The sequence below is a fragment of the Nocardioides dilutus genome, from assembly GCF_054779555.1.
Genome location: NZ_BAAGYA010000001.1, coordinates 1,525,916 through 1,544,959 on the forward strand (window position 1 = coordinate 1,525,916; position 19,044 = coordinate 1,544,959).

General features: G+C 71.7%; 20 protein-coding genes. 10 read left to right on the plus strand and 10 right to left on the minus strand.

Annotated elements, in window-relative coordinates; all coding sequences use genetic code 11:
- Positions 1-23 precede the first annotated feature (23 nt).
- Together truA and ACYVC6_RS07455 are read left to right on the plus strand one after the other, a co-directional pair.
- The gene (gene truA, locus ACYVC6_RS07450) at positions 24-818 is read left to right on the plus strand and encodes a tRNA pseudouridine(38-40) synthase TruA (RefSeq protein ID WP_460712508.1); all 795 of its coding nucleotides are present in this window, start codon (positions 24-26) and stop codon (positions 816-818) included.
- Positions 811-1,422 carry a class I SAM-dependent methyltransferase gene (locus ACYVC6_RS07455; protein ID WP_460712510.1) on the plus strand — a complete coding sequence of 204 codons (612 nt, stop codon included), beginning with the start codon at positions 811-813 and terminating at the stop codon, positions 1,420-1,422. Before truA ends, ACYVC6_RS07455 begins: the two co-directional genes overlap by 8 nt.
- 9 nt (positions 1,423-1,431) lie before the next feature.
- Here ACYVC6_RS07455 and arr read toward each other — a convergent pair whose 3' ends face one another.
- The 6 genes from arr to ACYVC6_RS07485 are packed head-to-tail and all read right to left on the minus strand — an operon-like array spanning position 1,432 to position 6,512.
- Positions 1,432-1,860, minus strand: coding sequence for an NAD(+)--rifampin ADP-ribosyltransferase (gene arr, locus ACYVC6_RS07460; protein WP_460712512.1), 429 nt, complete (start codon positions 1,858-1,860; stop codon positions 1,432-1,434).
- A gap of 31 nt (positions 1,861-1,891) precedes the next feature.
- Positions 1,892-2,164 carry a DUF7218 family protein gene (locus ACYVC6_RS07465; RefSeq protein WP_460712514.1) on the minus strand — a complete coding sequence of 91 codons (273 nt, stop codon included), beginning with the start codon at positions 2,162-2,164 and terminating at the stop codon, positions 1,892-1,894.
- 28 nt (positions 2,165-2,192) lie between these two features.
- Positions 2,193-3,467 (minus strand): MFS transporter, encoded by a 1,275-nt coding sequence (locus tag ACYVC6_RS07470; RefSeq protein ID WP_460712516.1) that lies wholly within the window; start codon positions 3,465-3,467, stop codon positions 2,193-2,195.
- A 27-nt stretch (positions 3,468-3,494) separates the two neighbouring features.
- Positions 3,495-4,646 (minus strand): acyl-CoA dehydrogenase family protein, encoded by a 1,152-nt coding sequence (locus tag ACYVC6_RS07475; protein WP_460712518.1) that lies wholly within the window; start codon positions 4,644-4,646, stop codon positions 3,495-3,497.
- Between the two features lies 1 nt (position 4,647).
- Positions 4,648-5,691: a phosphotransferase family protein gene (locus ACYVC6_RS07480; RefSeq protein ID WP_460712520.1), complete on the minus strand. Its 1,044-nt coding sequence runs from the start codon at positions 5,689-5,691 to the stop codon at positions 4,648-4,650.
- Positions 5,688-6,512, minus strand: a complete 825-nt coding sequence (locus tag ACYVC6_RS07485; RefSeq protein ID WP_460712522.1) for an SDR family oxidoreductase — start codon at positions 6,510-6,512, stop codon at positions 5,688-5,690. The genes ACYVC6_RS07480 and ACYVC6_RS07485 overlap by 4 nt, the downstream gene beginning before the upstream one ends.
- A 26-nt stretch (positions 6,513-6,538) precedes the next feature.
- Between ACYVC6_RS07485 and mgrA the strand changes: the two genes are divergently transcribed.
- Entirely contained in the window at positions 6,539-7,570 is a 1,032-nt protein-coding gene (mgrA, locus tag ACYVC6_RS07490; RefSeq protein ID WP_460712524.1) for an L-glyceraldehyde 3-phosphate reductase, read from the plus strand.
- Positions 7,571-7,663: 93 nt separating this feature from the next.
- Here the strand turns inward: mgrA and ACYVC6_RS07495 are convergent, their stop codons facing one another.
- From ACYVC6_RS07495 to ACYVC6_RS07505, 3 genes are read right to left on the minus strand one after another with little or no spacing between them, the layout of a single operon-like run.
- The gene (locus ACYVC6_RS07495; protein WP_460712525.1) at positions 7,664-8,680 is read right to left on the minus strand and encodes a phosphatase PAP2 family protein; all 1,017 of its coding nucleotides are present in this window, start codon (positions 8,678-8,680) and stop codon (positions 7,664-7,666) included.
- Between the two features lie 22 nt (positions 8,681-8,702).
- Positions 8,703-9,857: an acyl-CoA dehydrogenase family protein gene (locus tag ACYVC6_RS07500; RefSeq protein WP_460712527.1), complete on the minus strand. Its 1,155-nt coding sequence runs from the start codon at positions 9,855-9,857 to the stop codon at positions 8,703-8,705.
- A 28-nt stretch (positions 9,858-9,885) separates the two neighbouring features.
- Positions 9,886-11,040 (minus strand): acyl-CoA dehydrogenase family protein, encoded by a 1,155-nt coding sequence (locus ACYVC6_RS07505; protein WP_460712529.1) that lies wholly within the window; start codon positions 11,038-11,040, stop codon positions 9,886-9,888.
- A gap of 102 nt (positions 11,041-11,142) precedes the next feature.
- Here ACYVC6_RS07505 and ACYVC6_RS07510 point away from each other — a divergent pair, with 102 nt between their 5' ends.
- Genes ACYVC6_RS07510 through ACYVC6_RS07530 form a run of 5 tightly spaced genes read left to right on the plus strand, consistent with a single transcriptional unit; the run spans position 11,143 to position 15,803 of the window.
- Positions 11,143-11,400: a DUF167 domain-containing protein gene (locus tag ACYVC6_RS07510; protein ID WP_460712531.1), complete on the plus strand. Its 258-nt coding sequence runs from the start codon at positions 11,143-11,145 to the stop codon at positions 11,398-11,400.
- Between the two features lie 59 nt (positions 11,401-11,459).
- Positions 11,460-11,981: a SigE family RNA polymerase sigma factor gene (locus ACYVC6_RS07515; RefSeq protein ID WP_460712533.1), complete on the plus strand. Its 522-nt coding sequence runs from the start codon at positions 11,460-11,462 to the stop codon at positions 11,979-11,981.
- Complete coding sequence (locus ACYVC6_RS07520; protein WP_460712535.1) at positions 11,974-12,999, plus strand: hypothetical protein; 1,026 nt, start codon at positions 11,974-11,976, stop codon at positions 12,997-12,999. The genes ACYVC6_RS07515 and ACYVC6_RS07520 overlap by 8 nt, the downstream gene beginning before the upstream one ends.
- A 42-nt stretch (positions 13,000-13,041) precedes the next feature.
- The gene (locus ACYVC6_RS07525; RefSeq protein ID WP_460712537.1) at positions 13,042-14,736 is read left to right on the plus strand and encodes an ABC-F family ATP-binding cassette domain-containing protein; all 1,695 of its coding nucleotides are present in this window, start codon (positions 13,042-13,044) and stop codon (positions 14,734-14,736) included.
- A complete protein-coding gene (locus ACYVC6_RS07530) occupies positions 14,733-15,803 on the plus strand; it encodes a GNAT family N-acetyltransferase (RefSeq protein ID WP_460712539.1) in 1,071 nt (356 codons plus the stop codon). The genes ACYVC6_RS07525 and ACYVC6_RS07530 overlap by 4 nt, the downstream gene beginning before the upstream one ends.
- Before the next feature lie 94 nt (positions 15,804-15,897).
- Here the strand turns inward: ACYVC6_RS07530 and ACYVC6_RS07535 are convergent, their stop codons facing one another.
- A complete protein-coding gene (locus ACYVC6_RS07535) occupies positions 15,898-17,115 on the minus strand; it encodes a S1C family serine protease (RefSeq protein WP_460712541.1) in 1,218 nt (405 codons plus the stop codon).
- A 69-nt stretch (positions 17,116-17,184) separates the two neighbouring features.
- Between ACYVC6_RS07535 and ACYVC6_RS07540 the strand changes: the two genes are divergently transcribed.
- Together ACYVC6_RS07540 and ACYVC6_RS07545 are read left to right on the plus strand one after the other, a co-directional pair.
- Complete coding sequence (locus ACYVC6_RS07540) at positions 17,185-17,328, plus strand: hypothetical protein (RefSeq protein ID WP_460712543.1); 144 nt, start codon at positions 17,185-17,187, stop codon at positions 17,326-17,328.
- Between the two features lie 43 nt (positions 17,329-17,371).
- The gene (locus ACYVC6_RS07545) at positions 17,372-18,958 is read left to right on the plus strand and encodes a long-chain-fatty-acid--CoA ligase (RefSeq protein WP_460712545.1); all 1,587 of its coding nucleotides are present in this window, start codon (positions 17,372-17,374) and stop codon (positions 18,956-18,958) included.
- The last annotated feature ends 86 nt before the right edge of the window (positions 18,959-19,044 follow it).

Consider the following 19,044-nt stretch of genomic DNA (forward strand, 5'->3'; position numbering starts at 1 on the left):
CACACCCCGAATACCCTTCGTCCGTGCGGTTACGCCTGGATGTCGCCTACGACGGTGCGGAGTTCCGCGGGTGGGCGGCGCAGCCGGGGCTACGAACGGTCGAGGGCGAGCTGTCCGTGGCGCTCACGACGGTGCTGCGGGTGCCAGCGGTCGCGCTGGTCTGCGCCGGCCGCACCGATGCCGGCGTCCATGCGCGCGGTCAGGTGGTGCACGTCGACCTCGACGGGCTGCCCGAGGGCGCCGCCGCGCTCGTACGCCGGCTCAACGGCGTCCTGGCCGGGGACCTGCGGGTGCGCCGCGCGGCCGAGGCGCCACCCGGGTTCGACGCCCGGTTCTCCGCGGTCTGGCGGCGCTACGCCTACCGGGTGGCTGACGACGCGGCCGCGGTCGACCCGCTCACGCGTGGGCACGTGCTGTCCTGGCCGCGACCGCTGGACGTCGACGCGATGGGGGCCGCCTCGAGCGCGCTCGTCGGTCTCCATGACTTCGCGGCGTTCTGCAAGCAGCGCGAGGGAGCCACGACGACCCGGACGTTGCTGGACCTGGCGTGGACCCGGGACCCCGACGGGGTGGTCGAGGCCGGGGTGCGGGCCGACGCGTTCTGCCACAGCATGGTGCGCGCGCTGGTGGGCTGTCTGCTCGCCGTCGGCGAGGGGCGACGCCCCGTCGGCTGGCCGGCCGAGGTCCTGGCGGCGGGGCGGCGGGACTCCGCGGTGACCGTGGCGCCGCCGCACGGGCTGACCCTCGAGGAGGTCGGCTATCCGCCGGACGCCGAGCTCGCCGCGCGCGCCGAGGTGACGAGGGCCCGTCGTGACTGACCCAGTGCCAGATCACTACTTCACCGCGGATCCGTCGGTGCCCTTCGAGCGTGAGCCTTTCGAGGTCTCGGTGTGGGGTCACGACCTCGCGCTCGTCAGCGGGTCGGGCGTGTTCTCGCGAGGGCGGCTCGACCCCGGCACGGCGGTCCTGTTCCGGGAGACCTCACCGCCTGCGGGTGGGCGGATCCTGGACCTCGGGTGCGGCTACGGGGTGATCGGGCTCGCCATGGCGGCCGCCGTCCCCTCCGCGGTGGTGACTGCCGTGGACGTCAACGAGCGGGCGGTGCTCCTCGCCAACGAGAACGCCGCGGCGCTGGGCCTGGCCGGCCGGTTCACGGCCTCCACGCCCGAGGCGGTCGACCCCGCCGCGACGTACGACGAGATCTGGTCGAACCCGCCGATCCGGGTCGGCAAGGCGGCCCTCCACGACCTGCTGCTCACCTGGCTGCCGCGCCTGGCCCCGGGCGGCCGGGCGGTCATGGTCGTCGGCAAGAACCTCGGCGCGGACTCGCTCCAGCGCTGGCTCGGGGATCAGGGCTGGCCTACCGAGCGGCTGGCCAGTGCGAAGGGCTTCCGGGTGCTGGAGACGCGGCGGGCCCGGTGACCGGTCCGGTCAGTCGTTGATCGCCTCGACGCCCTGCCGGTCGAGCTCGGCGAGACGGTCGCGCATGTGCTGGAGGACCTCCGGAGGGTGCCCTTCCCAGTGCACGACCTCGGCGACGACGCGCAGCGGGTCACGCGTGCGGTAGGAGCGGGTGATGTTGCCGGGGAACTTCTGGTCGGTGAGGTTGGGGTCGTCCTCGAAAGCGCCGGTCGGCTGGACCAGGAAGATCCGTCCGGGCGCGTCACCCAGCGCCAGCTCGGCGCCCCACACGGCGGCGTCCAGCGTGCCGGTGAGGTAGACGAAGTTCGCCGTCTGCTGCGTGCCGAAGTTGGAGTCGCGGCCGGCCTCGATCAGGTCGCCGACCGAGAGGTCGGCCTTGGTGCCGTGGAAGAAGGGCCCGGGGTCGTCGGCGCCCAGGCGGGACGGGTCGAGGGTCATGACTCGACCCTAGATGGGCGTCAGCGGGACGTCAGTGGTTGCGCAGCGCGCTGATCAGCTGCTTCTTGCTCATGCTCGACCGGCCCTCGATGTCGAGCTCGCCGGCGCGCTTGCGGAGCTCGTCGACCGTCCAGTCGTCGTAGGAGCCGGACTCGCCGCCCTTCTTGCCGACCTTGGAGCGGGACGTGTTGGCGGCCGCGTTGGCGATCCGCGCAGACTTCTCCTTGCTGTTGCCCTGGTCGCGGAGCTCCTCGTAGAGATCCGGGTCCTTGACGCTGGGTCCGGGTGTCTTCTTGGCTGGCATGCCTGTTCGGTAGCCGGGTGGCCACAGATCAAACCGGCTGCCCCGCCGGCACCGTGGTCCGGGCGAGGTAGCGCTCGGCCCCCCGGGAGGACGGGTGGATCCCGATCGCGGCGAGCACCACGATCGCCGCGATGACCAGCCAGCCCTGGGCGCCCCACTCCATCGCCAGGAACGTGTACGCCGCGGGCGCCCACACCGAGCCCAGGGTGAAGCCGAGCTGGGACACGCCCTGGTACTCACCGCGCCGCGCCGGGTCGGAGAGCTCGGCCTGGAGACCCCACTCGCCGGCGGAGGAGAACAGCTCGGCGCCGGTCACGGTGACGTGACCGAGCCAGACCAGGGCGATGGTGACCCAGCCGACGGTGTCGTGGGTGACCAGCACGATGCCGCAGGAGAGCACGAAGAAGAAGGCGCCGCGGCGCTGGGCGCGCAGCGAGTCGGCAACGCTGACCACGCCGCGGGCCGCGGCGACCTGGAGGGCGACCGCCATCACGGTGTTGGTGCCGAAGAGCCAGGCCAGCAGCACCCGCGGGGCGTCGGTCTCCTCGACCAGCCACAGCGGGATGACGACGTTGAGCAGCACCTGGTGGGTGGCGAGCACGCCGCCGCAGACGGACATCAGCAGGTAGCCGCGGTTCTTGAGCGCGCTCTCGCGGCCCTCGTGGTCGACGAGCGCCTCGAGGGCCGTCTCGTGCTCCGCGTGCACGGTCGTGCGCGGCAGTCGCGAGACCAGCACGGCGTTGAGCAGCAGGAGCCCGGCCGTGATGACCGGCACCAGCCGGATCACGCCGTCGTCGTTCGTCGCCAGGGCGACGCCCGCGAGCAGCGCGCCAAGCGTGTAGCCGACGTTGCGGGCGGCCCGGAAGTAGGCGTTGGACGAGACCCGCTCCTCGCGCGGGAAGATGTCGAAGCGGTAGGCGTTGCGCGCCGACCGGCTGGTCGTGCTCACCAGCTCGAGGGCGATCATCATCGCGACGAACGTGGCCATCCCGCCGACGGCCAGCCAGACCAGGTAGAGCGCGGCCTCGAGCGCGGAGGCGGCCGCCCAGACCCGCTTGGCGCCGAAGCGGTCGCTCAGCTTGCCGAGCGGGACGGCGAGTCCGAACGTGACGACCCCCGCGATCGTCAGACCGAGCCCCACCTGCGCCGCCGACAGGCCCACGATCTGGGTGAAGAAGACCGCACTGCCGGTGAGGAAGACGCCGTCGCCGAACGCCGACAGCACCGACTGGCTGGAGAGGCGCCGGACCAGGGGGGTGGGCCCCGCCAGCCGGACGACCCGCTGCGGAAGGTATCTCGACATCAAGAAAACCCTAGGCCAGGAGGGCGATCAGGTGAAAGCGGATATCCCCGTCTCGGCGCGGCCGATCAACAGCTTCTGGATCTGCGACGTGCCCTCGTAGAGGGTCATCACCCGGGCGTCGCGAAGGTACTTCTGGGCGGGGTACTCGTCGACGTACCCGGCGCCGCCGTGCACCTGGATCGCCAGGTTGGCGGCGCGGACCGCGGCCTCGGAGGCGAAGAGCTTGGCCTTGGACGCCTCGGTGCGGAACGGCAGCCCACGGTCGACCAGGTCGGCGCAGCGCCAGACGAGCAGCCGCGCGGCGTCGGCGTCCACGGACATGTCGGCGATCATGTCCTGCACGAGCTGGAAGCCGGCGATCGGCCGGCCGAACTGGGTGCGCGCCAACGCATACTCGACCGAGGTCTCCAGACAGCCCTGCACGATGCCGACACAGCTGGCGCCGATGCCGAGGCGGCCCTTGTCGAGCGAGGTCATCGCGATCGTGAAGCCCTGGCCCTCCTCGCCGAGAAGAGCGGAGCCGGGCACGCGTACGTCGGTGAGGAAGAGCTCCGCGGTCGCCTGGCCGCGCAGGCCGAGCTTGCCCTTGATCTCGCGGGCCTCGAACCCGGGGGTTGCGGTGGGCACGAGGAACGCCGAGATGCCCTTGGGTCCGGGGCCACCGGTGCGCGCGAAGATGAGCGCGAGCTCGGCCCAGGTGCCGTTGGTGATGAACAGCTTCTGCCCGTTGATCACCCAGTCGTCGCCGGACCGCTGGGCCCGAGCGGCCAGGTTGCCCGCGTCGGACCCCACGTCCGGCTCGGTGAGCCCGAAGCAGCCGAGCGCCTCGGCGGACGCGATCCGCGGCAGCCACTCCTGCTTCTGCTCCTCGGTGCCGAAACCGAGGATCGACTTGCCGACCAGTCCGTTGGAGACCGAGACGATGCCGCGGAGCGAGGAGTCGGCGCGGCCGAGCTCCTCCATGGCCAGCGCGTAGGTCACGTAGTCGCCGCCGACGCCGCCGTACTCCTCCGGGATGGTCAGGCCGAAGAACCCTAGCTCGGCCATCTTGGGCAGGATCGCCAGGTCGACCGACTCGTCGCGGTCCCACTGGGCGCGGTGCGGCACGGCCTCGCGGTCCAGGAACTCGCGGGCCAGGGCCCGAAAGGCCAGCTGCTCGTCGGTCAGCGACAGGTCCATGTCAGGACTCCAGCTCGGCCAGGCCGGCCGCGACGATCAGGTCGAAGCCCTCGCCGATCCGGTCGAACCCGCCGCCGACCGTCTGGCCCTGGAGGTAGCGGTAGTGGATGCCCTCGAGGATCACGGCGAGCTTGAAGTAGGCCAGCGCCATGTGGAACCCCATGTCCCCGGGCTCCCGGCCGCTCGCCGCCGTGTACGCCGCCAGCTGGCCGGCGTTGTCGGGGTAGCCGTCAGCCGTGGCGACGTCGGACACCAGCTCGCCGGCGTCGGACCGCCCCAACGTCTCGTAGACGAGCATCAGGGCCAGGTCGGTGCGGGTGTCGCCCAGGGTCGCCATCTCCCAGTCGACGACGGCGTGGATCCGGTCGTCGTCGCCGACCAGGCAGTTGTCGAGGCGGTAGTCGCCGTGCACGATGCCCAACACGGACGACTCTCCGGCCACCGCGGGCGCCTGCTCCGTCAGCCGACGGTGCAGCTCGTCGGCCGCCGGGCGGTCCTGGGTCTTGGAGCCCTCCAGCTGCTGGCCCCAGCGGCGCACCTGACGCTCGAGGAAGCCGATCGGCCTGCCGAAGTCGGCCAGCCCGACCGCCTCCGGGTCCACCGCGTGAAGCCGAGCCAGCACGTCCACGAGCTCACCGGTGATGGCGACGGTGCGCTCGCGGCCGCGGGCCTCGAGCTCCGACGCACGTCGCAGCGCCACGCCGTCGACCCGCGACATGACGTAGAACGGAGCGCCCAGCACGTCGGGGTCGGCGCAGTGGGCGAAGGTCCGCGGCACCGGGACGTCGGTGTCGGCCAGGGCCGACATCGCCGTGAACTCGCGGCCCATGTCGTGGGCGGTGGCCTGGACGTGGCCGAGCGGGGGTCGCCGGACGATCCACCACGACATGCCGTCGGTGACCTCGTAGGTCAGGTTGGACTTGCCACCGGCGATCAGCCGCCCCGAGAGCTCGCCGGCGATCTCGCCGGGTCGCCGTGCGTCGTACCAGCGCCGGAAGGCCGCCAGGTCGAGGCCGGGGATGTCCGTGGCGCTCAGCTCGCTCATCCCAGCGCCCCCGTGTAGTCGTCGAGCTTTCCCTGCAGCCTGCGCATCCCGGCGAGCCAGCGGTCGGTGTCCGCGGCGCGGGCGGCGTAGTAGCCGCCGACCTCGGGGTGCGGCAGCACCAGGAACCGGTCGTCCTCGAGCGACCGCACCCAGGCGTCGGCGACCTGCTCCGGCGTGAGCGCCTCGTCGTGCGAGAGCAGGTCCTTGAGCGGACCGGCCTGCTCGAGCATCCGGGTCTGCACGCCCTGCGGGCAGATCGCCTGGACGGCGATCCCGCGGCCGCCGTAGGTCACCGACAGCCACTCCGCGAAGCCGACCGCGGCGTGCTTGGTCACGGAGTACGGCGCCGCCCCGATCATCGTGAGCAGGCCGGCGGCACTCGCGGTGACCACGAACCGGCCGCGCTCGCCGTCCCCTTCCTGGCCGTCCGCCAGCCAGCGCGGGACCAGCAGCCGGGCGGCCCGGACGTGGGCCATCACGTTGGTCTCGAGCATCGCCGCCCAGACCTCGTCGGGAGCCTGCAGGCTGTCGGGCTGGTCCGGGCTCACCGAGCGGTCGATGCCGGCGTTCGCGAGGTAGACGTCGATCCGCCCGAGGGTGTCTGTCGCCGCGTCGATCAGCGCGGCCACACCCTCGGCCGACGAGCAGTCGCCCGGAGCCGCGGTGGCGCCGATCTCGTCGGCCACCGCGGCGCAGGCCCCGGCATCGAGGTCGTTGACCACCACCCGCGCACCCTCGGCGGCCAGCCGGGACGCGAGCGCCCGGCCGATCCCGTGACCGGCGCCGGTCACCACGGCGCCCTTCCCCTGGAGATGGCTCACCCGGCCAAGAATGGCAGGGTGGGGGAGTGACCTACGACCCGGCTGCGGACCGCTACGAATCGATGACCTACCGGCACACCGGGCGGAGCGGGCTCCAGCTGCCTGTCATCTCGCTCGGCCTGTGGCAGAACTTCGGCACCGACCGGCCCGAGGAGACCCAGCGGGCGATCCTGCGGGGGGCTTTCGACCGCGGCGTGACCCACTTCGACCTGGCCAACAACTACGGGCCGCCCTACGGTCGCGCCGAGGAGAACATGGGCGTCTACCTGCGCGACGACTTCGCCGGGCTGCGCGACGAGCTGGTGATCTCGACCAAGGCGGGCTACGACATGTGGCCGGGCCCCTACGGTCAGGGCGGCGGGTCGCGGAAGTACGTGCTGGCGTCCCTCGACCAGTCGCTGTCGCGGATGGGGCTGGACTACGTCGACATCTTCTACAGCCACCGGTTCGACCCCGACACCCCGCTGGAGGAGACGATCGGCGCGCTCGACCACGCGGTGCGGGTCGGCAAGGCGCTGTACGTCGGCATCTCGTCGTACTCCGCGGAGAAGACCCGCGAGGCGGCTCTCATCGCGCGGGAGCTCGGGACGCCGCTGCTGATCCACCAGCCGTCCTACTCGATGCTCAACCGCTGGATCGAGGAGTCGCTGCTCGACGAGCTGGACGCGCAGGGCATGGGCTGCATCGTGTTCGGCCCGCTGGCCCAGGGACTGCTGACCGACCGCTACCTCGACGGCATCCCGCCGGACTCCCGGGCCGCCCGCGAGGGCTCATCGGTGCCGGGGGAGTCGTTCGACGAGACCACCCTGGCCCACGTGCGCCGGCTCAACGAGATCGCGCAGGGCCGCGGCCAGAAGCTCGCCCAGCTGGCGCTGCAGTGGGCGGTGCGCGACCCCCGGGTCACCTCCGCGGTCATCGGTGCGTCCTCTGTCGAGCAGCTCGACACCAACCTCGACGCGCTCTCCGGTCCGCCGCTCACCGACGACGAGCTCGCGGCCATCGACGCCGACGCGGTCGACGCCGGCATCAACATCTGGGCGAAGAGCTCGGCGCACTGAGGCGCGGCCGCCGGTGACTCACACCGGGCGGTGAGCCAGGCAGGTTTCTGTGCGGCGGAACTGTGTCCTGCTCACCGCCGCGTCCGGGACGACTCAGGCCGGCGGTGAGCCAGACAGGGTTTGGGGCGGCGTAACCGTGTCCTGCTCACCGCTCAGCGAGGGGACGCGGCGCCGCTCCCACGCCCCGCAGCCGACCATGACCAGCGCGGCCAGGACGGCGCCGGCCAGGATGTCGACGACGTAGTGCTCGGCGTAGTAGACGAGCGCGAACGACATCGCGAGCGGGTAGAGCACGAGCAGGAACCGCAGCGTCGAGCGCAGCCGCCAGATGCCGTGCATCGCCACGAGGAACGCGATGCCCGCGTGCAGGGACGGCATCGCGGCGACCGGGTTGCCGACGCCCTGGAGCACCAGGTCGAAGCGCCCCAGACCCAGGTCGGACCAGCCGCGGCCGGTGATGCGGGGCAGTGCGGCGTCGATGAGCCCGAGCTCGGAGGCCATCCACGGCGGGGCCATCGGGTAGGCGATGTAGACGACGAGCGCACCGAAGTTGATGGTCACGTAGCGGCGCATCCAGCGCAGCCACGCCTGGCGCTCGCGGACCCACAGCACCGCGGCGATGGTCAGGCCGGTCAAGAAGTGCGAGGCGTAGACGGTCGTGAGCAGGACGTCGTACCAGCGCGGGTGGCTGGACCGCACGCACGGTTCGCCGCAGAGCCGCTCCTGCAGCCACTCGGTCGGCAGCACCCCACCGAACATCCACTCGTCGAAGCGGATCGGCATCGTGTAGTGGACCGGGAGGCCGAGCTCGTCGGTCAGCCCGCGGCTGTAGAAGTAGACGACGAGGCCGACGACCGGCAACCACCAGTCCCGCAGGAAGCGCAGGTGGTAGCCCTTGGGCGCCTCGATGTGCCACATGATCGTGCCGAACCACAGCCACAGGAACACCTGGACGGTGTCGTTGGGGATGCCGAGGAAGGTGCTCCACAGCCCCAGCAGCAGGGCGTAGACCGACAGTGAGGCGACCCGCACCCAGGGCCGGGTCATCTGGCTCGGCTCGGTCGTGCGCTCCGGAGCGGACGTCGCGTCCGCCTCGAGCCCCTGGACCATGCGCGAACTCTATGTGGGGCCGTCAGTCGAGCGGGTCCAACGCGGCGTACGTCGTGGCCGCGGCGGCCAGCTCGCGGAGGTGGTGGCCGCCGTCGCCGAGCAGGTGGTCGAGCGCGGTCAGGTGCGCGGTGTACATGCCGACGGAGTACTCCATCGTCATCGCGATGCCGCCGTGGAGCTGGATCGCCTCCTGGCCGACGTGCCGGCCGGCCGTGCTCACCTGGAGCGACACACGCCGGGCCGCGTCGGCGACCTCGGCCGGGTCTGCCCCAGAAGTCAGACTCCGCGCGACGACCATCGTGGCCCAGTCGACCATCGAGTGGGTCAGCTCGAGCGAGACATACATGTCGGCCGCCCGGAAGGTCAGCGCCTGGAACGTCGACAGCGGTACGCCGAACTGCTTGCGGCTGCGGAGGTATTCGGTCGTGGTGGGCAGCAGGAACTGCATCGCGCCCAGCGCCTGGTTGGCCGCCATCACCCGGGTGATGTCCTGCACCGTCGAGATGCTCGCGGTCACGTCGAGACCGGGCTCGCCCAGCGGCGTCGCCGCGGTGCCGGCGAAGGTCACCTTCGCGGCTCGGGTCCCGTCGTACGTCGAGTAGCCACTGCGGTCTGTGTCGCCGCCCTCGACCAGGAACACTCCGGTGCCACCGCCGGGAAGCGCCGCGCTCACGACCAGGACGTCGGCGCGGGCGCCGTGCGGCACCGGCTCCTTGACGCCGGTGAGCGTCCACGCGTCGCCGTCCTGCGCCGCGGTGACCTTCTCGGCATCGGGGGTCCAGCCCCGTCCGGGCTCGTCGTGGGCGAACGCCAGCACGGTCTCGCCGGCCGACAGCGCACCGAGGACCTCCTGGCGCTGCTCCGCGGTGCCGACGGCGGACACCAGGCCGCCGGCCAGCACGACGGAGGTGAGGTAGGGCTCGGGCGCGATCACCCGGCCGAGCTCCTGGCAGACGATCCCGATCTCGACCGGCCCGGCCCCGACCCCGCCGTCCTCCTCGGAGAACGGCAGGCCGAGCAGGCCCATCTCGGCCATGCCGGCCCACAGCTTCTCGTCGAAGCCCGGGTCTTCCTTCGTTGCCCGGCGGCGGTTCTCGTAGTCGCCGTAGGCCTTGCCGACCAGCCCGCGGGTGGCCTCGCGCAGGGCGTCCTGCTCGTCGTCGTAGAGGAAGTCCATGTCGTCGTCCTCGTCCTCGTTGTCGGGGTCAGAGACCCAGGATGTTGCGGGAGATGATCTGGCGCTGTACCTCGTTGGAGCCGCCGTAGATGGAGGCCTTGCGGAGGTTGAGATAGAGGGGACCGGCGACCCGTTCCCACTCGGTGAGCCCGCTGTCGTCGCTGGCGCCGCTGGCGAGGCCGGCCGGACCGGCCAGGTCGAGCACCAGCTCGCTGACGGCCTGCTGGAGCTCGCTGCCCTTGAGCTTGAGGACCGACGAGGCCGGGTGTGGCTTGCCCTCGGTGGAGTTGGCGGCGACCCGCATCGTGGTGAGCTCGAGGGCGAGCAGCTCGTTCTCCAGCTGAGCGATCCGGGCCCGGAGGAGGGGGTCGTCGGCGAACCGGTCCTCGGCCAGCCCCTTGATCCGCGCAATGACGCGCTTGGTGATGCCGGACGGCGCCACGCCGACCCGCTCGTTGCCGAGCAGGAACTTCGCGATCGACCAGCCGCCGTTGAGCTCGCCGACCAGATTCTCCCCCGGCACCCGGACGTCGTCGAACCAGACCTCGTTGACCTCGTGGCCGCCGTCGATCAGCTGGATGGGGCGGACCTCCAGCCCGGGGCTGGTCATGTCGATCAGGAGCATCGAGATGCCGGCCTGCTTCTTGGCCTCCGGGTCGGTGCGGACCAGGGTGAAGATCCAGTCGCCGTACTGGCCGAGCGTGGTCCACGTCTTCTGGCCGTTGACCACCCAGTCGTCGCCGTCCCTGACCGCGGTGGTGCGCAGGCCGGCGAGGTCGGATCCGGCGTCCGGCTCGGAGAAGCCCTGGCTCCAGAAGATGTCGATGTTGGCGGTCTTGGGGAGGAACTCCTTCTTCTGCTCCTCGGTGCCGAACTGGGCGATGACCGGCCCGATCATCCCGGCGTTGAAGGCGAGGGGGGTCGGCACGAAGGCCCGCTCCATCTCCTCGTGCCAGATGTGGAACTGGATCTCGGTCCAGTCCTGGCCGCCCCACTCGACGGGCCAGCGGGGGACCGCGAGCCCGGCGGCGTTGAGCGTCCGCATGCTGTCGACCATCTGGTCCTTGGTGAGCTCCCGGCCCTCGGCGACGGTCTGCCGGATCCCCTCATCGACCTTGGTCGTGAAGAACTCGCGCATCTCGTCGCGGAAGGCGCGCTCCTCGTCGGACAGTGCGAGCTGCATCCGGCACTCCTACTCCTGGCATCTACTGGTCGGTAGTAACTGGGACCATCATGGCCGATGTGTCCAGATGACCGCGCCCCAGGCTGGTGCCATGCTCGACTCGTGCGGGTGAGCATCCGGGTGCGCCCCGGCGCAGGCCGGACCCAGGTCGGCGGCCGCTACGCCGACGCGCTCGTGGTCCGCGTCCGGGAGCGTGCCGTGGACGGCCGGGCGACGGACGCCGCGCTGCGGGCCGTGGCCGACGCCCTCGGCGTCCGGGCGGCCGAGGTGGAGCTCGTGACCGGCCACACCAGCCGGACCAAGGTCGTCGAGATCCCGGACGACTCCGCGGCGGTCTACCGACGACTACTGGACGGGTGAGGGCCGAGCCCTCGCACCAGGACTCGCAACAGGATCGGGCCGGCCCGCGTCTGTAGGGCATGCAGGTCCTCACGCAGGAAGGAGCCCGGGTGGCGCAGGGCACGCCGGACTTCGACGCCTGGGTCGCCGCGCGCGGTCCGGGACTGCTGCGCCTCGCCTACACGCTGACCGGCAACCGGGCCGACGCCGAGGACGTGGTGCAGGACGCCCTGGCCCGGGCCCTGCCGCGATGGGAGCGGATCGCCCGAGCCGACGACGTGGACGCCTACGTGCGCCGGATGGTCATCAACGCCCACACGTCGTGGTGGCGCCGGTGGAAGCGACGGGAGTCGCCGGTCGCGGAGCTGCACGACTCGACGGTCGACGGGCCGGGGGAGGGCTTCGACGACCGCAAACGGCTGTGGCTGGCCTGCCAGGCCCTGCCGGAGGTGCAGCGCACGGCGGTCGTCCTGCGCTACTACGAGCAGTTGGAGTACGCCGAGATCGCGGACCTCACCGGAGTGCGCGAGGGCTCCGTGCGGGCGCGGGTCTCGCGCGGCATCGCCGCGCTGCGAGAGATGATGGGAGAGGGCGATGAGTGACTTCGAGAGCCGCGTCGCCGAGGTGCTGCGCTCCGAGTCCGCCGCGGCGCCGGACGCCATCGGCCTGGCCGACGCCGCCCGCGGCCGGGCCCGGGCGCGGCGGCGCACCCGACTCGGCGCCGTGGGCGTCCTTGCCTCGGTGCTGGTCGTCGCCGCCGTCAGCGCCGATGCGGTCGACTTCTCCGACGACCCAGAGCCGCCGGTCCCGGTGACGGACGACCCGACGGCGACCTCGCCGAAGCCGTTCCCCGACGGACGGTGGGAGACCTGGCGCGGCATCACCGTCCGGGTGCCCGGGGACTGGGGCTACGGCGACCTCGCGACCTGGTGCGCGGACGGCGGGTCGGAGACGGAGTTCCGCGTGAGCCGGCCGGGTGGCGTCGTACCGGCCATCGCGTGCACGCCCGGCTCGAGCTATGGCCTCACCTTCCAGGAGATCGACATGGCGGACACCGACGAGCCCTTCGACTGGCCCGTCGTCGCCCAGACCGGCGACGCCTGGCCGCCCGGCACCTTCGTCGGCGCCCACGGTGAGGACGGCGTGCTCGTCACCGTCGCGGGCCCCGACCGCGACGAGGTGGTCGCGGTGCTGTCGACGGTGGGGTACTTCGACCCCGTCGATCCCAACGGCTGCTCGGTCACCGACGACGGCGGCCCCGGCACGGCCGGCAAGGGTGAGGTCCCGGTCTGCCGCTACGACGAGCAGGGCCGCCTGCTCCAGACCGAGAAGCTCACCGGTGGGGACGCGGAGGCGGCAGTGGCAGCGGTACGCGCATCGCCACAGGACGACGATGGCCGCACCTGCCAGAACGGCCCGACCGAATACGTCGTCATGGGTGTCGAGGGCGATCGGGTCGAGGTGCAGTACGCCGGCAACAGCGTCTGCGTCGACCGGGGCGTGTTCGTCGAGGGCATCCGGCACGAGATGACCGCGGACGTCCTCTACTGGGCGCTGTCGCCGGGCTGGACCGGTGCCGTGGACGCAGGCGTGCCGCTCCCGGACCCGCTGCGGCAATAGTCACGTGCGCACGGGGCGCCTCGTCCCGCACACTCGTTCCTCGTGGGACACGTCGACGTCGCAGGAGTGCGCTACGAGCTGCCGGACGGGCGGGTCCTGCTGGACGACGTCTCGTTCCGCGTGGGCGACGGCGCCAAGGTCGCGCTGGTCGGGGCCAACGGCGCCGGCAAGACCACGCTGCTGCGGATCATCACCGGTGACCTCGTCCCGCACGCAGGCGTGGTGACCCGCTCCGGCGGGCTGGGCGTGATGCGCCAGATGGTCAACGCCGGCCTCGGCGAGGCGCCCACGGTGGCCGACCTGCTGCTCAGCGTCTCGCCACCGCGGATCCGAGCGGCCGCCGCCGAGGTCGACCGCTGCGAGCGCGCGCTGATGGAGACCGACGACGAGAAGACCCAGATGCAGTACGCCGAGGCGCTGGCGGAGTATGCCGACGCCGGCGGCTACGACGTCGAGGTGACCTGGGACGTGTGCACCGTCGCCGGGCTCGGCGTCCCCTACGACCGCGCGAAGTACCGCGAGCTGCGCACGCTCAGCGGCGGCGAGCAGAAGCGGCTGGTGCTCGAGTTCCTGCTGCGCGGACCCGACGAGGTGCTGCTGCTCGACGAGCCGGACAACTTCCTCGACGTCCCGGGCAAGGTCTGGCTGGAGGGCCGGATCCGCGAGTCGGACAAGACGATCCTGTTCATCAGCCACGACCGCGAGCTGCTGGCCAACACCGCGACCCGGGTCGTGACCGTGGAGCTCGGCGCCGCCGGCAACCTGGTGTGGACGCACCCGGGCGGGTTCGCGTCGTACCACGAGGCCCGCAAGGACCGGTTCCTCCGCTTCGAGGAGATGCGCCGCCGCTGGGACGAGGAGCACGCGAAGATCAAGGCGCTCGTCCTCCGGATGAAGATCAAGGCGGAATACAACGACGGCATGGCCAGCCAGTACAAGGCCGCACAGACCCGGCTCCGCATGTTCGAGGAGAAGGGCCCGCCCACCGAGCAGCCGCGCGAGCAGCAGGTCAAGATGCGGCTCAAGGGCGGCCGCACCGGCAAGCGCGCCGTCGTCTGCGAGCACCTCGAGCTGAGCGGGCTGATGAAGCCGTTCGACCTCGAGGTCTGGTACGGCGAGCGAGTGGCGGTGCTCGGGTCCAACGGATCCGGCAAGAGCCACTTCCTGCGGCTGCTGGCCGCCGGCGGCAGCGACCCCGACGTCGAGCACCGCCCGGTCGACGACGTACCCATCGAGCCGGTCCGGCACTCCGGCAAGGCCAAGCTCGGCGCCCGGGTCCGGCCGGGCTGGTTCGTGCAGACCCACGAGCACCCCGAGCTCATGGGGCGCACGCTGCTGGAGATCCTGCACCGCGGCGACGGCCGTCCGGACGGGCGCGCCGGGATGGGCCGCGAGCAGGCCGCACGGGTGCTGGACCGCTACGAGCTCGCGCACGCCTCGGAGCAGAAGTTCGAGTCGCTGAGCGGTGGCCAGCAGGCCCGTTTCCAGATCCTGCTGCTCGAGCTGTCGGGCGCGACCCTGCTGCTGCTCGACGAGCCGACCGACAACCTCGACGTGCAGTCGGCCGAGGCGCTCGAGGACGGGCTCGAGGCGTTCGAGGGCACGGTGATCGCCGTGACCCACGACCGGTGGTTCGCCCGCGGCTTCGACCGGTTCCTCGTCTACGGTGCCGACGGCGAGGTCTACGAGTCGGACGGGCCGGTCTGGGACGAGGGGCGGGTGGCACGCACGCGATGACGACGACACTGGCGTTGACGATCAGCGGCCTCGACCCGTTCGACGACGCGGCGACCGCTGAGTTCCACGCGGTCTACGACGCGGCGCAGAGCTTCGGGCGCGAGGCCACCGCCACCAACTGGGAGCGCGACGAGCTGCGCGCGGCCCTGCAGGAGCGAGCCCGGCGCCGGTTCCGGCACGGGATCTGCGGCCGGGTCGACGGGCGGATCGTCGTGACCGGCTACGTCGAGGGCTCGCTGCTGGACAACCTCGAGCTCGCCGAGCTCCAGGTCAACACGCTGCCGCAGGAGCGCGGCAAGGGCTACGGGTCTGCGATGCTCGAGCGCTGCGAGGCGGTCGCCCGGGAGCGGGGCCGCTCCACCCTGCTCGCCATGGTCGACTGGCCCTACCACGCGGACCCGCGCGGGGACGGCGTACCGAGCATCGAGTTCGCCAAGAAGCACGGCTACGAGATGGCGCTGGTCGAGATCCAGCGTCGGCTGGACCTCCCGGTGAGCGACGAGACCCTCGACCGCCTGGCGGCGGACGCGGCCGAGCACCACGTCGGCTACACGCTGCGGTCGTGGGCCGGTCCGGTGCCCGAAGAGCTGCTGCAGGGCTGGGCCGAGGTGACCTCCGTGCTGGAATCGGAGGCGCCGACGGGTGAGATCGACCGTGAGCCCGGGACCCCCGATCCCGCCGTCGTGCGCGAGGCGGAGGCCTTGGCGTTCAGCCAGGGACGCGAGCTCTACGCCACCGCCGCGCTCGACGCCGAGGGGACCGTCGTCGCCTACACCAACTTCGGCGTCAACACCGAGGGGTCGCCGAGGGCCTACCAGTGGGGAACCCTCGTCCGACCCGAGCACCGCGGCCACCGGCTGGGGATGGCGGTCAAGGTCGCCAACCTGCGTCAGCTCCAGGCGGCCCGACCCGACCTCGGCCAGGTCGTCACCTGGAACGCCGAGGTCAACACCCACATGGTCGGCGTCAACGAGGCCATGGGGTTCGTCCCGGTCGAGCGGTCGGGCCAGGTGCAGAAGAAGCTGGCTGAGGTGCGGGTCCCCTCAGCGGCGGCGGCAGGCTTGTAACCCGGTGTCCGCACCACTGCCACGGTGGCCGGGCGCCGTGGTAGTGACCCGGACACCGGGTTACAGCTGCGCCCGCCGCCAGCTCCGGCCGCCGTCAGTCCGAATCCAGCACCAGCTCGGCTGTCTGCTCCTCACCGTCCCGCAGCCAGGTGAGGGTCACGGTGTCACCCGGTCGGTAGGAGCGGATCGTCGCGACCAGCGAGTCGGCGCCCGTGATCCGGATGTCGTCGACCTTGGTCACGATGTCGCCGGCCTCCAGGCCGGCCTGGTTGGCCGTCGAGCCCGGCGTGATCTCGCCGATCTGGGCACCCTGCTGGGCGATCTCGCCCGACGCGGTCCGCACGTCGCTGACGCTGACCCCCAGCTTGGCGTGGGTGGGGTCCTCGCCGCGCGCCATCTGCTCGACGATCGGCAGCACCTCGTCGATCGGGATGGAGAACCCGAGCCCGATCGAGCCGTCGCTGCCCGTCGACGCGGTGCGGATCGAGGAGTTGATGCCCACCACGTTGCCGGACAGGTCGACGAGCGGGCCGCCGCTGTTGCCGGGGTTGATCGCCGCGTCGGTCTGGATTGCCGGGTAGGTCGTCGAGTTGCCCTGACCGTCGTCACCGACGTTGACCGGCCGGTTGAGGGCGCTGACGATGCCGCTGGTGACCGTCGACTCGAGCCCGAACGGCGAGCCGATCGCGACGACGCCCTGGCCGACCTTGAGCTCGTCGGAGGAGCCGATCGTCGCCGGGGTCAGCCCCGAGACGTCCCGGGCCTGGATGACCGCGGTGTCGGTGAGCGCGTCCGTGCCGAGCACCTCGGCCTCAGCCGTGGTGCCGTCGTTGAACAGCACCGTCAGAGTGCCGCCCTCGGCGGCGACCTCGACCACGTGGTTGTTGGTGAGGATCTGTCCGTCCTCGCTGAGGATGATGCCGGACCCCGAACCCGTGCCCCGAGCCCCGGTGACGTTGATCTGGACGACCGACGGCAGCACCTTCTCGGCGACCGCCTCGACGCTGCCGTCGAGGGCGGGGTCGGCGGGCGCGTCGGCGGTGCTCCCGGTCTTGAGCGAGGTGCCGGCGTCCGCCGTCGCGGGCGACGGGTCGCCGTCGTTGAGCGCGTCGTACGCCGCGGCGCCGCCGAGCCCCGCACCCCCACCGACCACGAGGGCAGCGGCCAGGACGCCGGCGACGAAGCGACCGCGACCGGGCTGTCGTCGCGCCGGCGGCGGCGCCGCGGGCGGCGGGCCGAGCGGCGCGCCGTAGGGCTGGCCGTAGGGGTTGGGCGGGGGAGGCGGCGTCGGCATCGTCTGCGTCTCGGTCACGGCTCCGATGCTGCTGAGCCAGCCTGTGACCTTGCTGAGATCCGGCTGGGGGGTCCCGAAGATTCGCCGATGCCCGTGGCACCATGCTCGCCAGCCCCGACCGACGCGACCGAGATCTTCTGCGGCACCGGCAACGACGTGGTCGTGTTCAACCAGGAGACCGGCGCCTCGACCTACGACTGCGAGCAGGTCGAGGTCGAGTCGGCGGGCTGACCCGCCCTTGTCCGGCGGTGTGGCCTCCGTCACGATGGCCGCCATGACCGCACCCGCGCCGACTCCGACGTTCATGGACGACCGCCTGGCCCACTGGGCCGCCGACAACCCGGACGGCGAGGCGATCACCTACGGGCCACGGACGTTCACATGGGCGCAGTGGGACGAGCGGGTACGCCGCGCGGCCGGCGGGCTGCAGGCCCTCGGCATCGGCCGCGGCGACATCGTGTCGTTCCTCGACAAGAACCACCCGGCGTGTGTCGAGATCTCGATGGCGGCCGGCTCGCTCGGCGCCGCCAACGCGATCGTCAACTGGCGGTCCTCCGGCGACGAGGTCGACTACGCGGTCAACGACTGCGGCGCCAAGGTGCTGTTCGTCGGCAGCGAGCTGATGTCGACGGTCGACAAGATCCGCGACCAGCTCACCAAGGTCGAGACCGTCATCGAGGTCACGCCCGACGGCGGCGAGGGCGACGCCTACGAGGCCTGGCTGGCATCGTCCACGCCCACCCAGCGGCCCGACGACGTGTCACCCGACGACGTCTGCCTCGTCATGTATTCCTCGGGCACCACCGGCCGCCCCAAGGGCGTGATGCTCACCCACACCAACATGGTCACGCACACGATCAACGCCCACGACGGCTGGGAGTTCCAGCCCGGCGACAAGTCGATGGTCGCGATGCCGCTCTTCCACGTCGGGGGATCGTCGTACGTCCTGTTCGGGATCCACGACGGTGTCCCCTCGGTCATGACCCGGGACCCCGACGGCGCCTCGTTGGCCGGCGCCATCCTGGCCGGCGCCAACCGGACCTTCCTGGTGCCGGCGGTCCTCGCCCAGGTGCTCCAGGCGGGCCCGGACGCGGTCAAGCTGTTCGCGGCGCTCAAGACCTACACCTACGGCGCCGCGCCGATGCCGCCGCCGCTGCTGCGGGCCGCGATGGAGGCCTGGCCGGACACCGACTTCATCCAGGTCTACGGGCTGACCGAGGTGGCCGGCGTCGCCACGCACCTGATGCCCGAGGAGCACCGCAACGCGGTCGCCGAAGGTCACCCCGAGCGGCTCGTCTCGGCCGGCCGCCCGATCCCCGGCGTCGAGGTGCGGATCGTCGACCCGGACTCGTTGCAGGACCTCGCGGTCGGCGAGCACGGCGAGATCTGGCTCAAGACCAAGCAACTGATGAAGGGGTTCCTCGGCAAGCCTGAGGAGACGGCGGCCGTGATCACCGAGGACGGCTGGTTCCGCACCGGCGACATGGGCAAGGTCGACAGCGAGGGCTTCGTGTTCGTCCAGGACCGGCTGAAGGACATGATCATCAGCGGCGGCGAGAACATCTACTCGCCCGAGGTCGAGCGGGTCCTCTCCGAGCACCCGGCAGTCATGGAGTGCGCGATCATCGGTGTCCCCGACGACACCTGGGGCGAGACGGTCAAGGCGGTCGTGGCCCTCAAGCCGGACACCTCGGCGACCGAGGACGAGATCATCGACTACTGCCGCGAGCACCTCGCGCACTTCAAGTGCCCCAAGTCCGTCGACATCCTCGATGCGCTGCCGCGCAACCCGACGGGCAAGATCCTCAAGAAGGACCTGCGCAAGCCCTACTGGGAGGGCCGCGACCGGGCGGTCAACTAGCGGGCGAGCCCGCTGACTGTCGGCGCCACCGCCGGCACCGGCCAGTCGGGGCGACGGTGCGGAGGTGAGCCAGACACGGTCCTGGT

Bases quoted from the DNA above. Each gene is read 5' to 3' on its own strand.
- ACYVC6_RS07520 (WP_460712535.1), top strand. From the start codon at position 11,974: ATGAGTGACTTCGAGAGCCGCGTCGCCGAGGTGCTGCGCTCCGAGTCC.
- ACYVC6_RS07545 (WP_460712545.1), top strand. From the start codon at position 17,372: ATGACCGCACCCGCGCCGACTCCGACGTTCATGGACGACCGCCTGGCC.
- ACYVC6_RS07495 (WP_460712525.1), bottom strand. From the start codon at position 8,680: ATGGTCCAGGGGCTCGAGGCGGACGCGACGTCCGCTCCGGAGCGCACG.
- ACYVC6_RS07470 (WP_460712516.1), bottom strand. From the start codon at position 3,467: ATGTCGAGATACCTTCCGCAGCGGGTCGTCCGGCTGGCGGGGCCCACC.
- ACYVC6_RS07540 (WP_460712543.1), top strand. From the start codon at position 17,185: ATGCCCGTGGCACCATGCTCGCCAGCCCCGACCGACGCGACCGAGATC.
- ACYVC6_RS07530 (WP_460712539.1), top strand. From the start codon at position 14,733: ATGACGACGACACTGGCGTTGACGATCAGCGGCCTCGACCCGTTCGAC.
- ACYVC6_RS07480 (WP_460712520.1), bottom strand. From the start codon at position 5,691: ATGAGCGAGCTGAGCGCCACGGACATCCCCGGCCTCGACCTGGCGGCC.
- ACYVC6_RS07505 (WP_460712529.1), bottom strand. From the start codon at position 11,040: ATGCAGCTCGCACTGTCCGACGAGGAGCGCGCCTTCCGCGACGAGATG.
- ACYVC6_RS07475 (WP_460712518.1), bottom strand. From the start codon at position 4,646: ATGGACCTGTCGCTGACCGACGAGCAGCTGGCCTTTCGGGCCCTGGCC.
- ACYVC6_RS07515 (WP_460712533.1), top strand. From the start codon at position 11,460: ATGCAGGTCCTCACGCAGGAAGGAGCCCGGGTGGCGCAGGGCACGCCG.
- arr (WP_460712512.1), bottom strand. From the start codon at position 1,860: ATGACCCTCGACCCGTCCCGCCTGGGCGCCGACGACCCCGGGCCCTTC.
- ACYVC6_RS07465 (WP_460712514.1), bottom strand. From the start codon at position 2,164: ATGCCAGCCAAGAAGACACCCGGACCCAGCGTCAAGGACCCGGATCTC.
- ACYVC6_RS07500 (WP_460712527.1), bottom strand. From the start codon at position 9,857: ATGGACTTCCTCTACGACGACGAGCAGGACGCCCTGCGCGAGGCCACC.